Below are 21,222 nucleotides of genomic sequence, written 5' to 3'. Positions count from 1 at the left end.
GAATATGTTGTTATCGCGAGGTCTTGGTTCTTTGGGTGCGGTCTTGGTGGTTGGCGGATTGCTGGTGGGGTGCGCTCAGGTGAACAAGGCTCCGGTGGAAGACCGTCGCGGCTGGGGCGGTGGGTCCGCTGCGCGCGTTGATCCTGGCACGCTGCCTGGTGCAGAGAATGCGGGCAAGCCGGGTTACTACACGGTGCAGCCTGGTGATACCTTGATTCGGATCGGCCTGGAGCACGGCCAAAGCTGGAAGGACATTGCGCGCTGGAGCAATCTGTCCAATCCTGACCTGATCGAAGTGGGGCAGGTGGTGCGCGTGGTGCCGCCAGGGGGCGCGGATGGCGAAGGTGCCCGCCCCGTGGCCAGTACCAAGGTGCAGGCCACGCCCTTGCCACCGGCCGGCAGCTCGGGCAGCGCAGCGCCCGCACCTGCTCCAACGCCCACGCCCGTGGCGACTCCTCCGTCCGACGCGGCGAAGAATGGCTCGGCGGGCGGCGATGCCAGCGGTTTGGGCTTCATCTGGCCCGCTGCGGGTCCGGTGATTGCCGGCTTCAACGAGTCGACCAACAAGGGGGTGGATATTGCCGGCAAGGCTGGCGATCCCGTGATGGCCGCCGCCGATGGCCGCGTGGTGTATTCGGGGGCTGGCCTGCGCGGCTATGGGCACCTGATCATCCTCAAGCACAACAACACCTACCTGACGGCCTACGCCCACAACCAGAAGCTGCTGGTCAAGGAAGACCAGAATGTGAAGAAGGGGCAGAAGATTGCGGAGATGGGCAACAGCGATGCCGACCGCGTCAAGCTGCACTTCGAGGTACGCCGTCAAGGCAAGCCGGTCGACCCTTCGCGCTATCTGCCCGCACGTTGATGCGTGGCCGGAGGTCTGTCGGATCTCTGGTGCAAATGCCCGGTGCAACCCGCACCGGGCATTTTTGTTTTGACATCTTTTGACCCAGGAGCTGGTGTGAGTGAAACGTCCTTGCCCCCCGATCATGACCTGTCCGTTGAGGACGATGCCGCCGACGTGGAGGTCGCGACGACGGAGGTGGAGCTGCGCGTGCTGCAGGTGACCCTGGAGCAGCACGGCAGCCGGCTGGACAAGGCGCTGGTGGACCTGGTGCCGGAGTTTTCGCGCAGCTACCTGCAGCAGTTGCTGGCGCAGGAGGCCGTGCAGGTCAATGACCGCCGGGTGACCAAGGCCTCGCACAAGGTCAAGCTGGGCGATGTGCTGGCGGTGGAGATGCGTCCTACGGCGCAAAGCCAGTCCTTCCGGGCGGAGGCCATGGCGCTGGACGTTGTCTACGAGGATGAGCACCTGCTGGTGGTCAACAAGCCGGCTGGCCTGGTGGTGCACCCGGCGCCAGGCAACTGGAGCGGCACCTTGCTGAACGGCTTGCTGGCCCACCATGCCGGCGCGGCGGCTGTGCCGCGCGCCGGCATCGTGCACCGTCTGGACAAAGACACCAGCGGCCTGATGGTTGTGGCCAAGACGCGTGCCACCATGGACGCTTTGGTGGCCTTGATTGCGCGCCGCGACGTCAGCCGACGCTATCTGGCCCTGGCGCACAAGCGCTGGAGCGGTCCGGAGCTGCAGGCGGTGAATGCGCCGATCGGGCGCGATCCGCGCAACCGCCTGCGCATGGCGGTGGTGGATCTGGCGCAGCATCCCGGCAAGGAAGCGCGTACCGACATCACCTGCTGGGATACGACGCAGGCGCATTGCCTGGTGCATTGCAAGCTGCACACCGGGCGCACCCACCAGATCCGTGTGCACATGCTTTCCTTGGGGCACCCCTTGGTGGCTGATGCCTTGTACGGGGGCGCGCAGGCCGGTTGCATGGTGCGGCAGGCACTGCATGCGTTTCGCCTGTCATTCGCCCATCCGGTCACGGGCGCGAGCCTGGAGCTGGCGGCCGAGCCGCCTGCGGATTTCCTGCGGGCCATCGAAGAATTGGGCCTGCGCTACAATCCGTCCTGATTCTGAAGCTGGGCGCCTGGTGGGTGCCCCTGCGATTGTTGGTGCACTTGCCCGTGAGGGTCCGGTCCATCTGTCTGCCATCCCCCTCTTTTCATGAGGCTATCCCGCGCTTGAACCATGGATACGGTTGACGCCAAACGGGTTCTGGAAACCGCTTTGATCTGTGCGCAGCAGCCTTTGCCGCTGCGGGATTTGCGCGCGCTGTTCGACGGCAACTTGGGGGCGGACACCCTCAAGGACTTGTTGCTGGGCCTGCAGCAGGAGTGGGTGGGGCGTGGGGTGGAACTGGTGCAGGTGGCCTCGGGTTGGCGCTTTCAAAGCCGCCCGGAAATGCGGGCCTTCCTCGACAAGCTGCACCCCGAGAAGCCGCCGCGCTACAGCCGTGCTGTGCTGGAGACCCTGGCCATCATCGCCTACCGTCAACCCGTGACACGTGGTGATATCGAAGACATTCGCGGCGTGACGGTCAACAGCCTGATCATCAAACAGCTGGAAGACCGTGGGTGGGTGGAAGAGATCGGTCACCGGGAAACGGTGGGGCGTCCTGCCTTGCTCGCCACGACGCGCCAGTTTCTGGATGATCTGGGGCTGAAGTCGCTCGACGAGCTGCCCATGCTGGATGAGCCGGAGGCCCAGGCCACCTTGTTCTCGGCCCTGGATGCAGAGGCGGGCGACGCCGTGGTGGCGCAAGATCCTGCCGTACCTGCGGATACCGCACCCGACGATCTGTTTGCCGAACCTGCGTTGCCCATGGACCAGGTGTTTGTTCCGGTGGAAGCGCCGGCTGCCGTGGATACGGTGGATACCGGCGAGGCCGATCCCGTCTGACCCTGGGGCAAGCTGCCTCGTATTGAATGCAAGCGTCGTGCCGATAGAAATGGGCGGGCGCAGAAATGGAAATCATGACCAAAGAACACAAGCCCGCTCGCCGTGCGCCACGCAGCACCGAGCGCAAGCCGCAGATGGACCGCGCGTCCACGCCCGAAGTGGCAAACGCCCCTCAGCCCGCGTTGACGGATGTCTCGAATGCCGAGTCTGGCTACGATTTTGCAGCCGTGATTGCCGGGGAGCTGGATGCGGCCGAGACGCAGCCCGAGTCCAGCACGGTCAAACGCGTGCTCAAGCCCGAGGTGGAATCGCCGAAGCTGCACAAGGTGCTGGCGCAGGCCGGCCTGGGCTCGCGCCTGGAGATGGAGCGCATGATTGTCGAGGGGCGCATCACCGTCAACAGCGAGCCGGCCCACGTGGGGCAGCGCATCCAGCTGGGTGACAGCATCAAGGTGGACGGCAAACCCATCAAGGTGCGGATCGATCCACCGGCTGTGCGCGTGCTGGCCTACCACAAGCCGGCTGGCGAAGTGGTGACGCTGGATGATCCGCAAAACCGCCCCACCGTGTTTCGTCGCCTGCCCAAGCTGCACAACGGCAAGTGGCAGTCGGTCGGTCGCCTGGACTTGAACACCGAAGGCCTGTTGCTGTTCACCAGCTCCGGCACCCTGGCCAACAACCTGATGCATCCTCGCTTCGGTCTGGAGCGCGAGTACGCCGTGCGCGTGCTGGGTGCGTTGACCAAGGAAGAAAAGCAGCTGCTGACCAGTGGTGTGCAACTGGAAGACGGTGAGGCCGCCTTCGGTTCCATCGAGGATGGCGGGGGCGAGGGTGCCAATGTCTGGTACCGCGTGACCATCTCCGAAGGCCGTAACCGTGAAGTGCGTCGCATGTTCGAAGCGGTGGGGCGTGCTGTCAGCCGCCTGATCCGTATCCGCTACGGCGCCATGCAGCTGCCCCGCGGCCTGCGCCGTGGCGCCTGGATGGAGTTGGACGAGCAGGACGTGCAGGCCTTGATCCAGGCTACCGGCGTGTCCATGGCCAAGCCGCGCAAGCCTGTGCCGCAGGGCAATGCGCGTCGCGAGTCGGACCGTGCCGGTTCACGTGCCAAGGCGCGGGTGACTGCCGCCGCAGAGGCGCGCGAGCTGCGTGCGCGGCGCAAGGCCAAGTCCGCGCCCAAGCGGACCAGCAACAACGACTACCAATTGCCGTCCGTTCAGCCGGATCCGTTGAAGACTTCGGTAGGCTACATCGGTCACGACAGCCTGGCGCGTGCCCGCGCACAGGCGAAGCGCAAGCCTGGCGCGCGGCGCGGCGGGCGCTGATTGGCTGGGCTAGGTCAGCGCTTTCTAGGGTTGCCACTGGCCCGTTAGAATCAAGGGTTTTGCCGATACGGCAAAAAATCATTCCATTTTCACTAGGAAAACCAAATGGCTATCGAACGCACCCTCTCCATCATCAAGCCTGACGCCGTTGCCAAGAACGTGATCGGCCAAATCTACAGCCGTTTCGAAGGCGCTGGCCTGAAGATCGCCGCTGCCAAGCTGGTGCACCTGTCGCGCGCTGACGCCGAGCAGTTCTACGCTGTGCACGCTGCCCGTCCTTTCTTCAAGGACCTGGTGGACTTCATGATCTCCGGCCCCGTGATGATCCAAGTGCTGGAAGGTGAAAACGCCATCCTGAAGAACCGCGAACTGATGGGCGCCACCGACCCTAAGAAGGCTGAAGCCGGCACCATCCGCGCTGACTTCGCTGACAGCATCGACGCCAACGCCGTGCACGGTTCGGACGCCGCTGAAACTGCTGCTGTCGAAGTGGCTTTCTTCTTCCCTGGCATGAACGTCTACGCACGTTAATACCATGTCTCCCATGCTGGCCGTGCTTGCTGTAACGGCGGCACCCCTGCATGGGAGTGCCGCCCTGTAAGTGGTCCAGGTACTGCATATGACCACGAATCTTTTGAATTTCGACCTCCAGGGGCTGACCGCATATTGCGAGTCGCTGGGGGAAAAGCGTTTTCGCGCCACGCAGCTGTTTCGCTGGATCCACCAGCGCGGTGCCAGCGACTTCGACCAGATGACCGATCTGGCCAAGTCCCTGCGCGAAAAGCTCAAGGGCAACGCCTGCATCGAAGGCCTGTCCGTCATCACCCAGCACGAATCGCAGGACGGCACCATCAAGTGGCTGTTCGACGTGGGGGATGGCAACGCGGTGGAGTCGGTCTTCATCCCCGAGGATGATCGCGGCACGCTCTGCGTGTCGTCCCAGGCCGGTTGCGCCGTGGGTTGCCGTTTTTGCTCCACTGGCCACCAAGGCTTCAGCCGCAATCTGAGCACGGGTGAAATCCTCGCCCAGCTGTGGTTCGCCGAGCATTTCCTGCGCAAGCACCTCCAAACCGAAGAACGCGTCATCACCAATGTGGTGATGATGGGCATGGGCGAGCCCCTGCAGAACTACACGGCCCTGGTCCCCGCGCTGCGCACCATGCTGGATGACCATGCCTACGGCCTGTCGCGCCGACGTGTGACCGTGTCGACTTCGGGCGTGGTGCCGATGATGGACCGCCTGGCACAGGACTGTGCCGTGGCACTGGCGGTGTCGCTGCACGCGCCCAACGACCCCTTGCGCGAGAACCTGGTGCCCTTGAACAAGAAGTACCCGCTGGACGAGCTGATGCAGGCCTGCGTGCGCTATCTGGAATTTGCGCCGCGCGATTTCATCACCTTCGAGTACTGCATGCTGGACGGCGTCAACGACCAGCCGGAGCATGCCCAGCAATTGATCGATCTGGTGCGCAAATACAGCCACCAAGGCAAGCCCTGGTGCAAGCTGAACCTGATCCCGTTCAACCCCTTCCCGGCCTCTGGGCTGCTGCGGTCCTCGAATGCGGCGGTGACGGCCTTTGCCAAGGCGCTCAGCGATGCGGACATCGTGACGACGGTGCGCAAAACCCGCGGGGACGACATCGATGCCGCCTGCGGGCAGCTGGCTGGCGATGTCAATGACAGGACCCGGGCTGCGGAACGCATGGCAAAGCAACGTACCATACCGCTGACACCCATTTCGTAACCGTTTCTTGACCGCAAGGATGTGCATGCCAGCCCCATTCATTCCCATGAAGCAGATATTCAGCAAGGCCTATCTGGGCGTGGGGGTGGTGGCAGCATGTATCTTGGCCGGGTGTGTGTCCACGCCGGCGGCCGTCAAGCCGGAGGCCATTCCCGGGTCTGCCGCCGAAACAGAGGTGCACCGCCTGGCCAAGACGCGCTTGCAACTGGCGGCCTTGCACTTTGAGGAAGGCCGCGCCGAAGTGGCGCTGGGCGAAATTGCCCAGGCGCTGCAGGCCTACCCCCGTTACGTCGATGCCTTCAACCTGCAAGGCTGGATCTACCTGAGCCTGCAAGACTACAAGAACGCGCACCAGAGCTTTGTGCAGGCCCTGGCCCTGCGCCCCGGCGATGCCGACAGCCTGTACAACCTGGGCTGGGTGCAGTGCCTGCAAAAGCAATTTGCGGTGGCCGATGGCAATTTCGATGCGGCCTTGGGTGCGCCGCGCGCCAGCGGCCAATCGGTGGCACGCATCTGGCTAGCCAAGGGGGTGTGCCTGCGCCAAGCTGGTCAGATCGACAAGGCCTTGCAGGCGCTGGAAAAAGCCAACGAAATCGAGCCGGGCAGCCCTGCGGTTGCCTACAATTTTGCCGATGCCCTGCTGGCGCAGGGCGAGGCCGAGCGTGCGCGCTTCTATGTGCGCCGCATCAACAATGGGCAATGGGCAATGGGCATCGGCGCAGTCGCTGTGGCTGGGCATCAAGGTGGAGCGCAGCCTGGGGGACCGGGTGGCGATGCGGCAATTGGCGGATCAATTACATAAGCGATTCCCTGACTCCAAGGAATGGCAACGGTTTGAGCGGGGAGCGTTTGATGACTGAGGTGGTGGATGTGAGCAACGCAGAGCAACAAGTTGGTGGCGGCACGGGCACGCTGCCCAGCAGCAGTGCGGGGCAGATGCTGCGCCAGGCGCGTGAGCAGCGACAGGTGTCGCTGCAATCCTTGGCGGGCGCACTCAAGGTGCCGGCACACAAGCTGCAGGCCCTGGAGGAAGACCGCTGGGACTTGCTCACGGATTCGGTGTTCACGCGTTCGCTGGCGCTGAGCGTGTGCCGCGTGCTGCAGATTCCTTCGGCGCCGGTGATGGCCGGGCTGCCCAAGCACGAGGCGGCCAAGCTGGCGTCCAACCCCGAGGGCATCAACACGCCGTTCAAGGAAAAGACGCTGCGCTCCCTGATGTCGCCCACGCAGGACAGTGGCTCCGGCAGTGCGGTGAAACTGGGGATCGCCGTGCTGATTGCCGCCATCGGTGGCGCCGGCCTGTATTTCCTGCCGCAGTGGCAGGAAGCCCAGGGCGCGGCCGGCGGCGAGACCCCTCTGAGCGAAGCCGCTCCCGCGGAGCCGCTGTTCATGCCTGCCCCCGAAGCCGCAGCACCTGCAGCCACCGAGGCGGCACCTGCTGCGGAGGCGGCCCCCGCCGTGGCGGAAAAGGCCGTGGCCCCTTCGGCTGCTGCGCCAGCCGCCCCTGCACCCAGCAGCGCCGCCGAGCCTGCCGCGGCACCTGTGGCCACCCCTGCCATGCCGGCTGCGACAGCCGCTGCCGCCGCAGCTCCGGCGGCAAATGGCATGCAACTGCGTTTCACCGCGAATGCCGAGAGCTGGGTACAGGTGCGCGATGCGCAGCAGCGCGTGGTGATGGAAAAGATTTTGAAGTCTGGCGATGTGTTTGAGGACACGGCCGCCGGACGGCCTCTGCACGTGGTGGTGGGCAATGCCGGCGCCACCACCTTGCAGATTGATGGCGCTGCATTCGATCTGGCCGCTGCGGCCAAGAACAATGTGGCCCGGTTCGAGGTGAAGTAACAAGTGTCTGACAACACATTCCAGGCGTCGCCGATCGCGCTCGCTGCCCCGCTGCCCCGCCGCAGCCGCCAGGCCCGTGTGGTGTGGCGCAACAACGTGGTCACCGTGGGGGGCGATGCGCCCGTGCGCGTGCAGTCCATGACCAACACCGACACGGTGGATGCGGTGGAAACCGCCATCCAGGTGCGCCAGCTGGCACAGGCCGGCTCGGAGATGGTGCGTATCACGGTGAACACGCCCGAGGCCGCGGCCGCCGTGCCCTACATCCGCGAGCAGTTGGACCGCATGGGTGAGTACGTGCCGCTGGTGGGCGACTTTCACTACAACGGTCACCGCCTGCTGACCGATTACCCCGTCTGCGCCGAGGCGCTGTCCAAGTACCGCATCAATCCCGGCAACGTGGGCAAGGGCGAGAAGAAGGACAAGCAGTTCGGCCAGATGATCGAGATCGCTGCCAAGTACGACAAGGCGGTGCGCATCGGCGTGAACTGGGGCTCGCTGGACCAGGAAATCATGGCCGAGCTGATGGATGCCAACAGCCGGCGTGCCCAGCCCTGGGAAACGCGCCAGGTCATGTACGAGGCGCTGATCACCTCGGCCATCACCTCGGCCGAGCTGGCCCAGAGCATCGGGCTGAACCCTGACAACATCATCCTGTCCTGCAAGGTGAGCGGGGTGCAGGATCTGATTGCCGTGTACCGCGAGCTGGCACGCCGCTGCGACTACGCGCTGCACCTGGGCCTGACCGAAGCCGGCATGGGTACCAAGGGCACGGTGGCATCGACCGCCGCGCTGGCCGTGCTGCTGCAGGAAGGCATTGGCGACACCATCCGTGTCTCGCTCACGCCCCAGCCGGGCGAAGCGCGCACGCAGGAGGTGGTGGTGGCCTCGGAAATCCTGCAAAGCCTGGGCCTGCGCGTGTTCGTGCCCAGCGTGACGGCCTGCCCCGGTTGCGGCCGCACCACCAGCACCACCTTCCAGGAGCTGGCCAAGCAGATCGACGACTACCTGCGAGGCCAGATGCCGGTGTGGCGCATGAAGTACCCGGGCGTGGAGGCCATGAAGGTGGCCGTCATGGGCTGCATCGTCAATGGCCCGGGTGAGAGCAAGCATGCCGACATCGGCATCAGCCTGCCGGGCAACGGCGAGGCGCCCGCAGCGCCGGTGTTCATCGACGGCGAAAAAGCCATGACGCTGCGCGGGGAGGGGATCGCGCAGGAGTTCCAGGGCATCGTCGAGTCCTACGTGCAGCGCCGCTGGGGTGCGGGTGCTTGAATAAAACAATAGCTTTCAGCGCGCGTGTTTAAATACTTTCAACGATAAAAGTTTCTGAAAACCGCGCTGAACCAGCGCAAACAGCTCTTCTTTTTGAAGGGCTGTATTTTTGGTGAGATTTCTGAAGTGGCAAAGACCGACAAACTCTCCGCCGTCAAAGGCATGAACGACATCCTTCCCGGCGAGTCCGCCCGCTGGGAGTGGCTGGAAGCGCAAGTGCGCGATCTGATGGGGCGCTTTGCCTACCGCAACGTGCGCACGCCCATCGTCGAGCACACGCAGCTGTTTGTGCGCGGCATCGGCGAGGTGACGGACATTGTCGAGAAGGAGATGTACTCCTTCGAGGACAAACTCAACGGCGAGCGCCTGACGCTGCGCCCCGAAGGCACGGCCAGCCTGGTGCGTGCCACCATCGAGAACAACCTGCTGTACGACGGCGGCAAGCGCATGTGGTACATCGGCCCCATGTTCCGCCACGAGCGTCCGCAGCGTGGCCGCTACCGCCAGTTCCACCAGATCGGTGCCGAGGCCCTGGGCTTTGCCGGGCCCGACGTGGACGCCGAGCTGATCCTGCTGGCCGTGGCCCTGTGGAAGCGCCTGGGCCTGACCCAGTGGCGCCTGGAAATCAACAGCCTGGGCCAGCCCGAGGAGCGCAAGGCGCACCGCGAGGCGTTGATTGCCTACCTGGAGCAGCATACCGACGTCATGGACGAAGAGGCCAAGCGCCGCATGTATAGCAACCCGCTGCGCGTGCTGGACACCAAGAACCCAGCGATGCAGGAGATGGTGAATGCTGCGCCCAAATTGCTGGATTACCTGGGCGAGGCTTCGCTGGCGCACTTTGACGGCCTGAAGGCCATCCTGGACGCGAATGGCGTGCCCTGGACGGTCAACCCCCGCCTGGTGCGCGGCCTGGACTACTACAACCTCAGCGTGTTCGAGTTCGTGACCGACCTGCTGGGCTCGCAAGGCACGATCTGCGCGGGTGGCCGTTACGACTACCTGATCGAGCAGGTCGGCGGCAAGCCGGCCCCCGCAGTTGGCTGGGCCCTGGGCGTGGAGCGTGTGCTGGAGCTGGTCAAGGAACTGGGCACCGACATCCCCGAGCCCGGTCTGGACGTGTACGCCATCGTGCCCGATGCCGCCGCCATGCCCGTGGTGCTGCGCACACTCACCCAACTGCGCGATGCGGGCGTGCGTGCGCAGATGCACACGGCCGTCGCCGAGGGCATGGGCTCGATGAAATCGCAGTTCAAGAAGGCCGACGGATCGGGCGCGCGCTTTGCGCTGATCTTCGGTGCCGACGAGCTGGCGCAGGGCCTGGTGACCGTCAAATCGCTGCGCGATGGACAGGGCGCCCAGGTGCAGCAGCCGCTGGCGCAGGTGGCCGATTGGGCCGCCACCCTACAATCTCAGGCTTGAATCTCTTACAACACCCAGTATGGCAACGCATCTCGACCTCGAAGAACAAGAGCAACTTGATCAGATCAAGCACTTCTGGAACAAGTGGGGCACTCCCATCACCGGCGTGGCCGTGATCGTGATGGGCGGCTTTGCCGCCTGGAATGGCTGGCAGATGTGGCAGCAGCGCCAGGCGGTGCAGGCCTCCGCCCTGGCCGATGTGGTGGCGGTGGCCGTGGAAAGCGGCGACCAGGCCCGCGTGGCCCAGGCGTTCGATGCTGTGAAGGCCGACTACGCTGGCACCCTGCAGGCCGGGCACGCCGCCTTGCTGGTGGCCCAGTCCTCCGTGAAGGCAGGCAAGCTGCCCGAGGCCAAGTCGGCCCTGCAATGGGTGGTGGACCACACCAAGGACGAGGGCTACCAGGCCACGGCCAAGCTGCGTCTGGCAGCGGTGCTGATGGAAGAAAAAGACCTGGAGGCCGCCGCAGCCGTGCTGCGTGGCAGCTTCCCTGCCGAATTCAAGGGCCTGGCGGCCGATCGCCTGGGGGATGTGCTGCAGCAGCAGGGCAAGACCAGTGAAGCGATCACGGCCTACCAGGAAGCCTGGAAGCTGCTGGACCCGCAGGTGGACTACCGCGCGCTGGTGGGCTTCAAGCTGAATGCATTGGGGGTGGCAACCTCTGAATCCGGAATGGCGACTTTGACGGAGACCAACAAGTGAATCACAACGCGCAACGCGATCAAGGACGAGTTTGGGGAGTGACCGTGCAGCGCACGGTGGTGGCCATGGCCATGGTGACAGCCCTGGGTGGCTGCGCGTGGTTCGGTTCCGGCAGTGCGCCCAAGCCCATGGACTTGGGGCCCAACGTGGTCAATCTGCCGGTGCGCCAGGCCTGGACGGTGCGCATTCCCGCGATCAAGGACGCGAATGTGCGGGCCCAGGTCCAGGGGCAAGACGTGATCGTGGCAGCGGCCGACGGTACGGTGGTCAGCATCAACGCCAGCAATGGGCGTGAAAGCTGGCGTGGCCAGGCCGGTAAGGCCTTGCAAACCGGCGTCGGCGCCGATGGCCGCCATGCGGCTGTGGTGACCACCGGCAACGAACTGGTGGTGCTAGAGGGCGGCAACAAGCTGTGGAGCAAGCCGCTCAGCACCTCGGTTTTCACCGCCCCGCTGGTCGCGGGAGGTCGCATCTTTGTGCTGGCGGCCGACCGTTCGGTGTCGGCCTTCGATGCACAAAATGGTGCCCACCTGTGGACCCAGCGCCGCGAGGGCGAGCCCCTGGTGCTGCGCCAGCAGGGGGTGCTGATGCCCTATGGCAACACCTTGCTGGCCGGCCTGTCCGGCCGCCTGGTGGCCCTGAACCCGGATGATGGCCGCGTCGAGTGGGAAGCTCCGCTGGCATCGCCGCGCGGCACCAACGATGTGGAGCGTCTGGTGGATCTGGTCGGTCCTGCCAGCCGCGTCGGCAATGCCGTGTGTGCGCGTGCCTTCCAGGCGGCCGTGGGCTGCGTGGATGCGAATGTCGGTCGCACCGCATGGTCACAAACTGCCAAGGGAGCAGTGGGAATTGCAGCTGATGCAGAGTACGTGTTTGGTACCGAGAGCAACGGCATTCTGCAGGCCTGGAATCTGGCCGACGGCACCAAGCGCTGGTCGGTCGATCGTTTCCAGCACCGCAAGCTGTCTGCACCGCTGGTGCTGGGGCGTGCCGTGGTGATGGCCGATGAGACAGGTCTGGTGCACCTGGTGTCCAAGCAGGATGGCTCGCACCTGAACCGATTGAATACCGATGGAACCGGCGTGGCAGCAGCGCCGGTGGTGGCCGCCGATACCTTGGTGGTTGTGACACGCGGCGGCGGCATTTACGGCTTCCGCCCGGATTGACAAAAATTTTCGAATGAAGCCAGTTATTGCCCTTGTCGGGCGCCCCAATGTGGGCAAATCAACCTTGTTCAACCGACTGACCAAGTCGCGCGACGCCATCGTCGCCGACTTTGCCGGTCTGACACGCGACCGCCACTACGGCCAGGGTCGCCAGGGCAAGCACGAGTACATCGTGATCGACACGGGCGGTTTTGAGCCCGATGCCTCCAAGGGCATCTTCCGCGAAATGGCCAAGCAGACGCGCCAGGCCGTGGCAGAGGCCGACGTGGTGCTGTTCGTGGTCGACGCGCGGGACGGCCTGTCGGCCCAGGACCATGACATCGGCAACTACCTGCGTCGCCTGGGCAAGCCGTGTGTGCTGGTGGCCAACAAGGCCGAAGGCATGAAGGCGGGCACGCAGCTGGCGGAGTTCTATGAGCTGGGCCTGGGGGATGTCTATCCGGTGTCCGCTGCCCACGGGCAGGGGGTGCGCGGTCTGGTGGAGCTGGCGCTGGGTTCCTTGAACCTGCCCGAGCCCGAAGAGGAAAGCATCGAGGACGTGGAAGCGCGCCCTGTGCGCTTGGCTCTGGCCGGACGCCCGAACGCGGGCAAGTCCACCTTGATCAACACCTGGTTGGGTGAGGAGCGCCTGGTGGCGTTCGACATGCCGGGCACGACGCGCGATGCGATTGCTGTGCCGTTCGAGCGCAACGGTCAGCGTTTCGAGCTGATCGATACCGCCGGTCTGCGCCGCAAGGGCCGCGTCTTCGAGGCCATCGAGAAGTTCTCGGTGGTCAAGACCTTGCAGGCAATCGAGACCGCGAACGTGGTCTTGCTGCTGATCGATGCCACCGAAGGGGTGACGGACCAGGATGCCCACATTGCGGGCTACGTCCTGGAAAGCGGCCGTGCCGTGGTGGTGGCAGTGAACAAGTGGGACGCCGTGGACGATTACCAGCGCCAGCTGGTCGAGCGTGCGATTGAAACCCGCCTGGGCTTCCTGAAATTTGCCGCGTTGCACTTCATCTCTGCCACCAAGCGCCAGGGCCTGGGGCCCTTGTGGGCTTCCATCGTGCAAGCGCACAAGGCGGCCACCTGCAAGATGCCGACGCCTGTGCTCACACGCGTCCTGCTGGAAGCCGTGCAGTATCAAACGCCAAAGAAGGCGGGAGCCTATCGCCCCAAGCCGCGCTATGCGCACCAGGGGGGCATGAACCCGCCAGTGATCGTGGTGCACGGCAATTCCTTGGAGCACATCACCGAGGCCTACCGCCGCTTCCTGGAAGGACGTTTCCGCAAGGAGTTTGATTTGGTGGGTACCCCCCTGAGGATCGAGTTCAAGACTTCCCACAACCCCTATTCCGACTAAGCTGGGAAGCCATCGCCGCAGCGCCAGAGGGCGAATCCCTGCAAGGGGAAAGCACAAAAGGCGCTGTGGTAAGGTGTCGGTTTACAACAACATTTCCGAACACGGAGAATATCGTGAGCAATAAAGGCCAACTCCTGCAAGATCCATTTTTGAACGCACTGCGCCGCGAGCACGTGCCGGTTTCCATATATTTGGTCAACGGCATCAAGCTGCAAGGCCAGATCGAATCGTTCGACCAGTACGTGGTGTTGCTGCGCAATACCGTGACTCAGATGGTCTACAAGCACGCCATCTCGACCATCGTCCCTGGTCGCCCTGTGAACTTCAGCCTGGCTGACAACAACGACAACGAGGCCGCTGCCGCTTGAAACTGTTGACTTATCCCTTCCTTGCACAGCCGTGCAGGGTGGGGGAGGTGATGGCATGAGCGTGAACGCCGCATCCTCCCCCGAAGACGCCACTCCTGTTGTGCTGGTGGGCGTTGACTTCGGACTTCCACACTTCGACACCGAGCTTGAAGAACTGGGCCTGCTGGCACAAACCGCCGGCCTGCGCCCTGTGGCACGCATCACCTGTAAACGCAAAGCACCCGATGCAGCCTTGTTTGTGGGCAGTGGCAAGGCGGACGAAATCCGTATGCTGGCCCAGATGCATGGCGCCCGCGAGGTGCTGTTTGACCAGGCCCTGAGTCCGGCGCAGCAGCGCAACCTGGAACGCCATCTGGAAATGCCGGTCAATGACCGGACGCTGTTGATCCTGGAGATCTTCGCCCAGCGTGCGCGCAGCCATGAAGGCAAGCTGCAGGTGGAACTGGCGCGCCTGCAGTACGTGGCCACGCGCCTGGTGCGCCGCTGGACCCACTTGGAGCGCCAGATGGGCGGTATCGGCGGGCGTGGTGGGCCGGGCGAAAAGCAGATCGAACTGGATCGCCGCATGATTGCAGATGCCATCAAGCGCACCAAGGACAAGCTGCAGAAGGTCAAGAAGCAGCGCGCCACCCAGCGCCGGCAGCGTGAGCGCCGAGATGTGTTCAACATCTCGCTGGTCGGCTACACGAATGCTGGCAAATCCACGCTGTTCAACGCCCTGGTGAAAGCGCGAGCCTACGCGGCGGACCAGCTGTTTGCCACGCTCGATACGACCACGCGCCAGCTGTACCTGAGCGAAGCGGGCATGTCCGTGTCCCTGTCGGACACCGTGGGCTTCATCCGCGATTTGCCCCACGGTCTGGTCGAGGCGTTCCAGGCCACGCTGCAAGAAGCGGTGGATGCCGATCTGCTGCTGCATGTGGTCGATGCGTCGAATGAAACTTTCCCTGAGCAGATGGATCAAGTCCGCAGGGTGTTGGGCGAGATCGGTGCCTTGGATATTCCTCAGGTACTGGTCTTCAACAAGCTGGATGCCTTACCACCGGAGCGCATGCCTGCCATCACGCAGGACACCTACGAGGTGGATGGGGTGGCCGTTCCTCGTGTGTTTGTGAGTGCGCGCACGGGCGAAGGCCTGGTGCAGTTGCGCCAGTTGCTGGCTCAGGCCGCTTTGGCAGCCCGGAATGCATCCGACGAAGGGGAGGTCCAAGATGGTCGCGATGGCCAAAGGTCTGAACCAATGTCCCTTGATGACTACGACGATTGAGCAAAGTGCACCTGCACATTTCGGCACAATGCCACATGGTTCATAGCAATACCAATTGAGACTTTTCGCATGAATTTCCTGAATCGCGCCCCTCGTTGGGCAGTGCTGCCAGAACGCTTGCGGGGAATGTTCAATCTGAATGATCCCCGCTGGGGGCGTGGAGAGGACAACCAAGCAGGGGAGGGTGAGTCGCGCCCGGATTCTGACCGTCCTGCGCAGCCTCCTTCCTCTCCCCCTCCGCCGCGTGGCCAGCAGCAGGCGGGTCAGCCACCGGATCTGGATGAGTTGTGGCGTGACCTGAATCGCAAGCTCTCGGGGCTGTTTGGAGGCAAGCCTCCCCGCGGTCCCCAGGGGGGTAACAGCAGCCAGCCGCCAGAAATGAAGGGTGCAGGCATTGGCGTCGGCGTGATCGCCGGTATCGCTGTGCTGATCTGGCTGGGCACGGGTTTCTTCATCGTGCAGGAAGGCCAGCAGGCGGTGATCACGCAGTTCGGCAAGTACCACTCGACCGTGGGTGCTGGCTTCAATTGGCGTCTGCCGTATCCCGTGCAAAACCATGAGCTGGTCTACGTGTCGCAGATCCGTTCCGTGGATGTGGGTCGTGACACCATCATCAAGAGCACCGGTCTGCGCGAATCGGCGATGCTGACCGAGGATGAGAACATCGTCGAGATCAAGTTCGCGGTGCAGTACCGCTTGAGCGATGCCCGGGCCTGGCTGTTTGAGAGCAAGAGCCCCGACGTCGCAGTGGTGCAGGCTGCAGAGACTGCGGTGCGTGAAGTGGTGGGCAAGATGAAGATGGATACCGCACTGGCGGAAGAGCGCGACCAGATCGCGCCGCGCGTGCGGGATTTGATGCAGACCATCCTGGACCGCTACAAGGTGGGTGTGGAGGTGGTCGGCATCAACATGCAGCAAGGCGGTGTGCGTCCGCCCGAGCAGGTGCAGGCCGCATTTGACGATGTACTCAAGGCTGGTCAGGAGCGCGAGCGCGCCAAGAACGAAGCCCAGGCCTATGCCAACGACGTGATCCCCCGTGCCGCAGGTACGGCTGCGCGTTTGAAGGAAGAAGCCGAAGCCTACCGCGAGCGCATCGCGGCGCAGGCCGAGGGTGATGCACAGCGCTTCAGCTCGGTGCTGGCCGAATACAAGAAGGCGCCCCAGGTGACGCGTGACCGCCTGTACACCGAAACCCTGCAAGAGGTGTACAGCAATGTGACCAAGGTGCTGGTGGATTCGCGCCAGGGTTCCAACCTGCTGTATCTGCCGCTGGACAAGATCTTGCACAGCTCTGGCGCTGCACCACAGGCCGCGCAGGATGCTGCTCGCACGCCTGCGCAGAACGGTGTCACTGTCGTGCCCGCAACCCCCATTGATGCCCGTGTGCGCGATGTGAATCGCTCGCGCGAGCGTGAGTCCCGCTGAGGAGATCTGTTGTGAACAGAGTTGGATTTATTGCCTCTAGCCTGCTGGTGGTGCTGGCCGTGCTGAGCTCCATGCTTTTTGTGGTGGACCAACGTCAATTTGGCGTGGTCTACGCCCTGGGGCAGATCAAGGAAGTCATTACCGAGCCGGGCTTGAACTTCAAGATGCCGCCACCGTTCCAGAACGTGCGTTACATCGACAAGCGTCTGCTGACACTGGATAGTACCGATACCGAACCCATGCTGACCGCCGAAAAGCAGCGCGTGGTGATCGACTGGTACGTGCGCTGGCGCATTACCGATCCGTCGGAATACATCCGCAACGTGGGGCTGGACGAAAGTGCCGGTGCCATGCAACTGAACCGTGTGGTTCGCAATGCCTTCCAAGAGGAAGTCAACAAGCGTACCGTGCGCGAGCTGCTGTCCAGCAAGCGCGACACCCTGATGGCCGACGTCAAGCAGGAAGTCCTGAATGCAGTGACCGGTGGCAAGACCTGGGGCGTGGATGTGGTGGACGTGCGCATCACCCGTGTGGATTACGCGGAGACCATCACCGAATCCGTCTATCGCCGCATGGAAGCCGAGCGCAAGCGCGTGGCCAACGAGCTGCGGTCGACCGGCGCTGCCGAGGGTGAAAAAATCCGTGCGGAAGCCGATCGCCAGCGCGAAATCACCGTGGCGAATGCCTACCGGGATGCGCAGAAGATCAAGGGCGAGGGCGACGCCGAGGCAGCCCGAACCTATGCCGGGGCTTTTGGGCAAGACCCCCAGTTCGCGAAGTTCTACCGCAGTCTGGAAGCCTACAAGGCCAGCTTTGCGAACAAGAGCGACGTGATGCTGGTTGACCCCAGCAGTTCTGACTTCTTCAAGTCCTACCGCAGCAGTGGAGCCAGCAGCAACTAAGCGCGCGCACCGTCTGTAGCCCTTCAGGCCAAGGCCAGCCCACCCCATGGAATCCGGATTTTCTTGGTGGACTACCTTGGCCTTGTTGTTGGTGGTCGAGGGTTTGCTGCCGTTTGCATCACCGCGCCGCTGGCGTGCCACCTTGACCCAGCTGCTGGCCTTGCGCGATGGCCAGATACGCGCTGTGGGGCTGCTCTGTATCGCAGTCGGTTTAAGCCTGCTGTGGTGGCTTGAATAACGTGGATCATGGCTAGGCCTTAAGGCTTTGTTGGGGGCGGCCGGCGATAGCCGATAGAATCACGTTTTTAACAGCCTCCCCCTTTTTTCCATGTCCGCTTGGGTCCTGCCGGATCACATCGCCGATGTGCTGCCCTCTGAGGCACGTCACATCGAAGAGTTGCGTCGAGGTTTGCTCGATACGGCGCGCAGCTATGGGTATGAGTTGGTCATGCCTCCGCTCCTGGAGTATCTGGAGTCCTTGCTCACCGGCACCGGTGAAGCATTGAACCTGCAGACCTTCAAGTTGGTCGACCAAATTTCCGGACGCTCCCTGGGGCTGCGTGCGGACATGACGCAGCAGGTGGCGCGCATCGACGCGCATTTGCTGAACCGCCAGGGCGTGACGCGCCTGTGCTACTGTGGTCCGGTGTTGCATGCCACGCAGGATCGCCCCCGTGCCTCACGGGAGCCGCTGCAGTTCGGCGCTGAAATCTATGGCCATGCCGGACCCGAAGCCGACGTGGAGGCGCTGAGCCTGGCACTGGCCTGTGTGCAGGGTGCGGGCGTGACCGGCTTCACCGTGGACCTGGGCGATGTGCGCATCGTGCGCAGCCTGCTGGCCGGGGTCATGGTGGATGCCAGCGTGCTGCAGAAGGTGCACGCGGCGCTGGCCGCCAAGGACGCCACGGGCTTGGCGGCCCTCACCAAAAGTTTTCCCCAGACCGCGCGCGAAGGCCTGCAGGCCTTGCTGCAGCTGTACGGTGATGTCTCCGTGCTGGACGAGGCAGAGAAGGCGTTGGCCCGCACACCCGGAACGCTGCACGTGCTGCAGCACCTCAAGTGGTTTGCCACACAGTTTCCGCAAGCGAACCTGACATTCGATCTGGCGGACGTGCGTGGCTACTCCTACTACAGCGGCACACGCTTTGCCGTCTACGCCCCGGGCGCCAGCGATGCGCTGGTGCGTGGCGGCCGTTACGACGAAGTGGGGGCTGTGTTTGGACGCAACCGCCCTGCGGCGGGCTTCTCACTGGATATCAAGCAGCTGGTGTCGGTGGTGCCATCGCGTCCGCTGCGTGCGGCCATTCGCGCTCCCTGGGGCAACGATGCACAACTCAGTCAAGCCATTGCGCAGTTGCGCAGCCAAGGCGAGACCGTGGTGTGCGTGTTGCCAGGTCATGAGAGCGAAGTGGACGAATTCGACTGCGACCGCGCACTGGTGCCCAGCGCCGGGCAATGGGTCGTTCAAGCCATCTAAGGCATTTTTCAATTCATCGGATTTGAGATTATGAAAGCAACCAAAGGTCGCAACGTGGTCGTCGTCGGTACCCAGTGGGGCGACGAAGGCAAGGGTAAATTGGTCGACTGGCTGACCGAAAGCGCCCAAGGCGTGGTGCGCTTCCAAGGCGGCCACAACGCCGGCCACACCCTGGTGATCAATGGCGTGAAGACCGCACTGCACCTGATTCCCAGCGGCATCATGCGCCCTGGCGTGAAGTGCTACATCGGCAACGGTGTGGTGCTGTCCGTGGGCAAGCTGTTCGAGGAAATCGAAGGTCTGGAAAAAGCCGGCGTGTCCGTGCGGGACCGCCTGCGCGTGTCCGAAGCCTGCCCCCTGATCCTGCCTTTCCACCAGGCCCTGGACGTGGCGCGTGAAGCGGCCCGCGAGCAAGGTGGCACGCAGAAGATCGGTACCACCGGCAAGGGCATTGGCCCCGCGTACGAAGACAAGATCGCCCGCCGTGCCCTGCGCGTGCAGGACCTGAAGCATCCCGAGCGCTTCGCCACCAAGCTGCGCGAGCTGCTGAACCTGCACAACCACATCCTGGTGAACGTTCTGGGCTCCAAGCAGTTCGACTTCGGTCCCCACCTGGCCCCCTACATGAAGGACGGCGAAGTGCAGTTCGACGCGGTTTACACCGAAGCGATGCGCCATGCCGAGCTGCTCAAGTCCATGATCGCCGACGTGTCGCGCGAGCTGAACGACGCCCATGCCGCCGGTGCCAACTTGCTGTTTGAAGGCGCGCAAGGCACGCTGCTGGACGTGGACCACGGCACCTACCCATACGTCACCTCGTCGAACTGCGTGGCCGGCAATGCCGCCGCCGGTGCCGGCGTGGGCCCCGGCATGCTGCATTACATCCTGGGCATCACCAAGGCCTACTGCACCCGCGTGGGCGGCGGTCCTTTCCCCACCGAGCTGGAGTGGGAAAAGGAAGGCACGCCGGGCTACATCATGTCCACCGTGGGCGCCGAAAAGGGCGTGACCACCGGCCGTTCGCGCCGCTGTGGCTGGTTCGATGCCGCGCTGCTCAAGCGCTCGGCCCAGATCAACGGTCTGTCCGGTCTGTGCATCACCAAGCTGGATGTGCTGGACGGCATCGAAGAGCTGCAACTGTGCGTGGGCTATGAGCTGGACGGCGAGAAGATCGACATCCTGCCCATGGGCGCGGACGACATCGAGCGCTGCAAGCCCATCTACGAATCCATTCCCGGCTGGACCGATTCCACCGTGGGTGTGACCGACTATGACAAGCTGCCTGTGAATGCGCGCCGTTACCTGGACCGCATCGCCGAAGTGACCGGTGTGCCGATCGCCATGGTCTCCACCAGTCCCGACCGCGACCACACCATCCTGATGCAAAACCCCTACAGCGCGGGCTGAAGCGGCGTTGCCTCTATAAACACGCTCCTCGCGAAATTACACAGGAACACGACCATGTTGACTGAAGACGGCAAGCACCTGTACGTCAGCTACGACGAATACCACGGCCTGATCGAAAAGCTGGCCCTCAAGATCCACCAGTCCGGTTGGGAATTCGACACCATCCTGTGCCTGGCCCGTGGTGGCCTACGCCCCGGTGACATCCTGAGCCGCATCTTCGACAAGCCCCTGGCCATCATGTCGACCAGCTCGTACCGCGCCGAGGCTGGCACCGTGCAGGGCCACCTGGACATCGGCCGCTTCATCGCCACCCCCAAGGGCGAGATCGCCGGCCGCGTGCTGCTGGTTGACGACCTGGCCGATTCGGGCGTGACGCTGAATGCCGTGGTGAAGATGCTCAAGGAAAACTACCAGCCCATCACCGAGCTGCGTACCGCCGTGATCTGGACCAAGGGTGTGTCGACCTTCCGCGCCGACTACTCCGTGGAAGACCTGCCCACCAACCCCTGGATCCACCAGCCCTTCGAAGGCTACGACAACCTGTCGCCCGAGAAGCTGATGGACAAGTGGAAGCTGTAAGACAGCGTGCACGTCCGACACAAGGAGCCCCTGGGGCTCCTTTTTTATTTCCAAAATCTATAAATAAGAGCAGTTGGCGCGCGTCATCCGGCGCTTTCAATCCAAAAAGTATCTACAACCCAGTGTTGATGAGCGCCAGCAGCTCTGCTTTTTGATGCGCTTAGGGTGT

General features: G+C 63.5%; 21 protein-coding genes. All 21 read left to right on the top strand.

The window, feature by feature from the left end; translation table 11 throughout:
- The first annotated feature begins 4 nt into the window (after positions 1 to 4).
- The 21 genes from CA2_RS09205 to CA2_RS09105 all read left to right on the top strand — a co-directional run bounded on the left by CA2_RS09205 (position 5) and on the right by CA2_RS09105 (position 21,053).
- Positions 5 to 868: a peptidoglycan DD-metalloendopeptidase family protein gene (locus tag CA2_RS09205; protein WP_042415687.1), complete on the top strand. Its 864-nt coding sequence runs from the start codon at positions 5 to 7 to the stop codon at positions 866 to 868.
- 96 nt (positions 869 to 964) lie between these two features.
- Positions 965 to 1,978: an RluA family pseudouridine synthase gene (locus tag CA2_RS09200; protein WP_042415685.1), complete on the top strand. Its 1,014-nt coding sequence runs from the start codon at positions 965 to 967 to the stop codon at positions 1,976 to 1,978.
- Between the two features lie 117 nt (positions 1,979 to 2,095).
- Entirely contained in the window at positions 2,096 to 2,806 is a 711-nt protein-coding gene (scpB, locus tag CA2_RS09195) for an SMC-Scp complex subunit ScpB (RefSeq protein WP_081888935.1), read from the top strand.
- A gap of 74 nt (positions 2,807 to 2,880) precedes the next feature.
- Positions 2,881 to 4,131 (top strand): 23S rRNA pseudouridine(2605) synthase RluB, encoded by a 1,251-nt coding sequence (rluB, locus tag CA2_RS09190; RefSeq protein WP_234686598.1) that lies wholly within the window; start codon positions 2,881 to 2,883, stop codon positions 4,129 to 4,131.
- 105 nt (positions 4,132 to 4,236) lie between these two features.
- Positions 4,237 to 4,662: a nucleoside-diphosphate kinase gene (gene ndk, locus CA2_RS09185; RefSeq protein ID WP_042415683.1), complete on the top strand. Its 426-nt coding sequence runs from the start codon at positions 4,237 to 4,239 to the stop codon at positions 4,660 to 4,662.
- An 88-nt stretch (positions 4,663 to 4,750) separates the two neighbouring features.
- Positions 4,751 to 5,875, top strand: a complete 1,125-nt coding sequence (gene rlmN / locus CA2_RS09180) for a dual-specificity RNA methyltransferase RlmN (RefSeq protein WP_042415681.1) — start codon at positions 4,751 to 4,753, stop codon at positions 5,873 to 5,875.
- 46 nt (positions 5,876 to 5,921) lie between these two features.
- A complete protein-coding gene (locus tag CA2_RS09175) occupies positions 5,922 to 6,677 on the top strand; it encodes a tetratricopeptide repeat protein (RefSeq protein WP_052369886.1) in 756 nt (251 codons plus the stop codon).
- 50 nt (positions 6,678 to 6,727) lie between these two features.
- Positions 6,728 to 7,717, top strand: a complete 990-nt coding sequence (locus tag CA2_RS09170) for a helix-turn-helix domain-containing protein (protein WP_042415679.1) — start codon at positions 6,728 to 6,730, stop codon at positions 7,715 to 7,717.
- Positions 7,718 to 7,720: 3 nt separating this feature from the next.
- On the top strand, positions 7,721 to 8,992 hold the full coding sequence (gene ispG, locus CA2_RS09165; RefSeq protein WP_042415678.1) for a flavodoxin-dependent (E)-4-hydroxy-3-methylbut-2-enyl-diphosphate synthase: 1,272 nt from the start codon (positions 7,721 to 7,723) through the stop codon (positions 8,990 to 8,992).
- Positions 8,993 to 9,118: 126 nt separating this feature from the next.
- Entirely contained in the window at positions 9,119 to 10,414 is a 1,296-nt protein-coding gene (gene hisS, locus CA2_RS09160) for a histidine--tRNA ligase (RefSeq protein ID WP_042415676.1), read from the top strand.
- A gap of 19 nt (positions 10,415 to 10,433) precedes the next feature.
- The gene (locus CA2_RS09155) at positions 10,434 to 11,114 is read left to right on the top strand and encodes a YfgM family protein (protein WP_042415674.1); all 681 of its coding nucleotides are present in this window, start codon (positions 10,434 to 10,436) and stop codon (positions 11,112 to 11,114) included.
- A gap of 65 nt (positions 11,115 to 11,179) precedes the next feature.
- Positions 11,180 to 12,280 carry an outer membrane protein assembly factor BamB gene (bamB, locus tag CA2_RS09150; RefSeq protein ID WP_042415789.1) on the top strand — a complete coding sequence of 367 codons (1,101 nt, stop codon included), beginning with the start codon at positions 11,180 to 11,182 and terminating at the stop codon, positions 12,278 to 12,280.
- 13 nt (positions 12,281 to 12,293) lie between these two features.
- Positions 12,294 to 13,628: a ribosome biogenesis GTPase Der gene (gene der / locus CA2_RS09145; RefSeq protein ID WP_042415671.1), complete on the top strand. Its 1,335-nt coding sequence runs from the start codon at positions 12,294 to 12,296 to the stop codon at positions 13,626 to 13,628.
- Between the two features lie 113 nt (positions 13,629 to 13,741).
- Positions 13,742 to 13,996: an RNA chaperone Hfq gene (gene hfq, locus CA2_RS09140; RefSeq protein WP_042415668.1), complete on the top strand. Its 255-nt coding sequence runs from the start codon at positions 13,742 to 13,744 to the stop codon at positions 13,994 to 13,996.
- 55 nt (positions 13,997 to 14,051) lie between these two features.
- On the top strand, positions 14,052 to 15,263 hold the full coding sequence (hflX, locus tag CA2_RS09135) for a GTPase HflX (protein ID WP_081770816.1): 1,212 nt from the start codon (positions 14,052 to 14,054) through the stop codon (positions 15,261 to 15,263).
- A gap of 69 nt (positions 15,264 to 15,332) precedes the next feature.
- Positions 15,333 to 16,688: an FtsH protease activity modulator HflK gene (hflK, locus tag CA2_RS09130; RefSeq protein ID WP_042415665.1), complete on the top strand. Its 1,356-nt coding sequence runs from the start codon at positions 15,333 to 15,335 to the stop codon at positions 16,686 to 16,688.
- A gap of 11 nt (positions 16,689 to 16,699) precedes the next feature.
- Entirely contained in the window at positions 16,700 to 17,590 is an 891-nt protein-coding gene (gene hflC, locus CA2_RS09125; RefSeq protein WP_042415662.1) for a protease modulator HflC, read from the top strand.
- Positions 17,591 to 17,636: 46 nt separating this feature from the next.
- Positions 17,637 to 17,828 carry a DUF2065 domain-containing protein gene (locus CA2_RS09120; protein WP_042415658.1) on the top strand — a complete coding sequence of 64 codons (192 nt, stop codon included), beginning with the start codon at positions 17,637 to 17,639 and terminating at the stop codon, positions 17,826 to 17,828.
- Between the two features lie 90 nt (positions 17,829 to 17,918).
- Entirely contained in the window at positions 17,919 to 19,067 is a 1,149-nt protein-coding gene (locus tag CA2_RS09115; protein WP_042415656.1) for an ATP phosphoribosyltransferase regulatory subunit, read from the top strand.
- Between the two features lie 30 nt (positions 19,068 to 19,097).
- The gene (locus CA2_RS09110) at positions 19,098 to 20,474 is read left to right on the top strand and encodes an adenylosuccinate synthase (protein WP_042415653.1); all 1,377 of its coding nucleotides are present in this window, start codon (positions 19,098 to 19,100) and stop codon (positions 20,472 to 20,474) included.
- A gap of 54 nt (positions 20,475 to 20,528) precedes the next feature.
- Complete coding sequence (locus CA2_RS09105; RefSeq protein WP_042415649.1) at positions 20,529 to 21,053, top strand: phosphoribosyltransferase; 525 nt, start codon at positions 20,529 to 20,531, stop codon at positions 21,051 to 21,053.
- Positions 21,054 to 21,222 lie beyond the last annotated feature (169 nt).

This window comes from Comamonas aquatica NBRC 14918 (assembly GCF_000739875.1).
Classification (GTDB): Bacteria; Pseudomonadota; Gammaproteobacteria; order Burkholderiales; family Burkholderiaceae_C; genus Comamonas; species Comamonas aquatica.
This window is presented reverse-complemented; position numbering and strand designations above follow the sequence as displayed.

Excerpts from the sequence above, each read along its gene's own strand:
- scpB (WP_081888935.1), top strand. The coding sequence starts at position 2,096 with ATGGATACGGTTGACGCCAAACGGGTTCTGGAAACCGCTTTGATCTGT.
- rluB (WP_234686598.1), top strand. The coding sequence starts at position 2,881 with ATGACCAAAGAACACAAGCCCGCTCGCCGTGCGCCACGCAGCACCGAG.
- hflK (WP_042415665.1), top strand. The coding sequence starts at position 15,333 with ATGAATTTCCTGAATCGCGCCCCTCGTTGGGCAGTGCTGCCAGAACGC.
- CA2_RS09155 (WP_042415674.1), top strand. The coding sequence starts at position 10,434 with ATGGCAACGCATCTCGACCTCGAAGAACAAGAGCAACTTGATCAGATC.
- CA2_RS09170 (WP_042415679.1), top strand. The coding sequence starts at position 6,728 with ATGACTGAGGTGGTGGATGTGAGCAACGCAGAGCAACAAGTTGGTGGC.
- hflX (WP_081770816.1), top strand. The coding sequence starts at position 14,052 with ATGAGCGTGAACGCCGCATCCTCCCCCGAAGACGCCACTCCTGTTGTG.
- CA2_RS09110 (WP_042415653.1), top strand. The coding sequence starts at position 19,098 with ATGAAAGCAACCAAAGGTCGCAACGTGGTCGTCGTCGGTACCCAGTGG.
- CA2_RS09120 (WP_042415658.1), top strand. The coding sequence starts at position 17,637 with ATGGAATCCGGATTTTCTTGGTGGACTACCTTGGCCTTGTTGTTGGTG.
- CA2_RS09115 (WP_042415656.1), top strand. The coding sequence starts at position 17,919 with ATGTCCGCTTGGGTCCTGCCGGATCACATCGCCGATGTGCTGCCCTCT.
- der (WP_042415671.1), top strand. The coding sequence starts at position 12,294 with ATGAAGCCAGTTATTGCCCTTGTCGGGCGCCCCAATGTGGGCAAATCA.
- CA2_RS09105 (WP_042415649.1), top strand. The coding sequence starts at position 20,529 with ATGTTGACTGAAGACGGCAAGCACCTGTACGTCAGCTACGACGAATAC.
- CA2_RS09205 (WP_042415687.1), top strand. The coding sequence starts at position 5 with ATGTTGTTATCGCGAGGTCTTGGTTCTTTGGGTGCGGTCTTGGTGGTT.
- bamB (WP_042415789.1), top strand. The coding sequence starts at position 11,180 with ATGGCCATGGTGACAGCCCTGGGTGGCTGCGCGTGGTTCGGTTCCGGC.
- rlmN (WP_042415681.1), top strand. The coding sequence starts at position 4,751 with ATGACCACGAATCTTTTGAATTTCGACCTCCAGGGGCTGACCGCATAT.
- CA2_RS09175 (WP_052369886.1), top strand. The coding sequence starts at position 5,922 with ATGAAGCAGATATTCAGCAAGGCCTATCTGGGCGTGGGGGTGGTGGCA.
- ndk (WP_042415683.1), top strand. The coding sequence starts at position 4,237 with ATGGCTATCGAACGCACCCTCTCCATCATCAAGCCTGACGCCGTTGCC.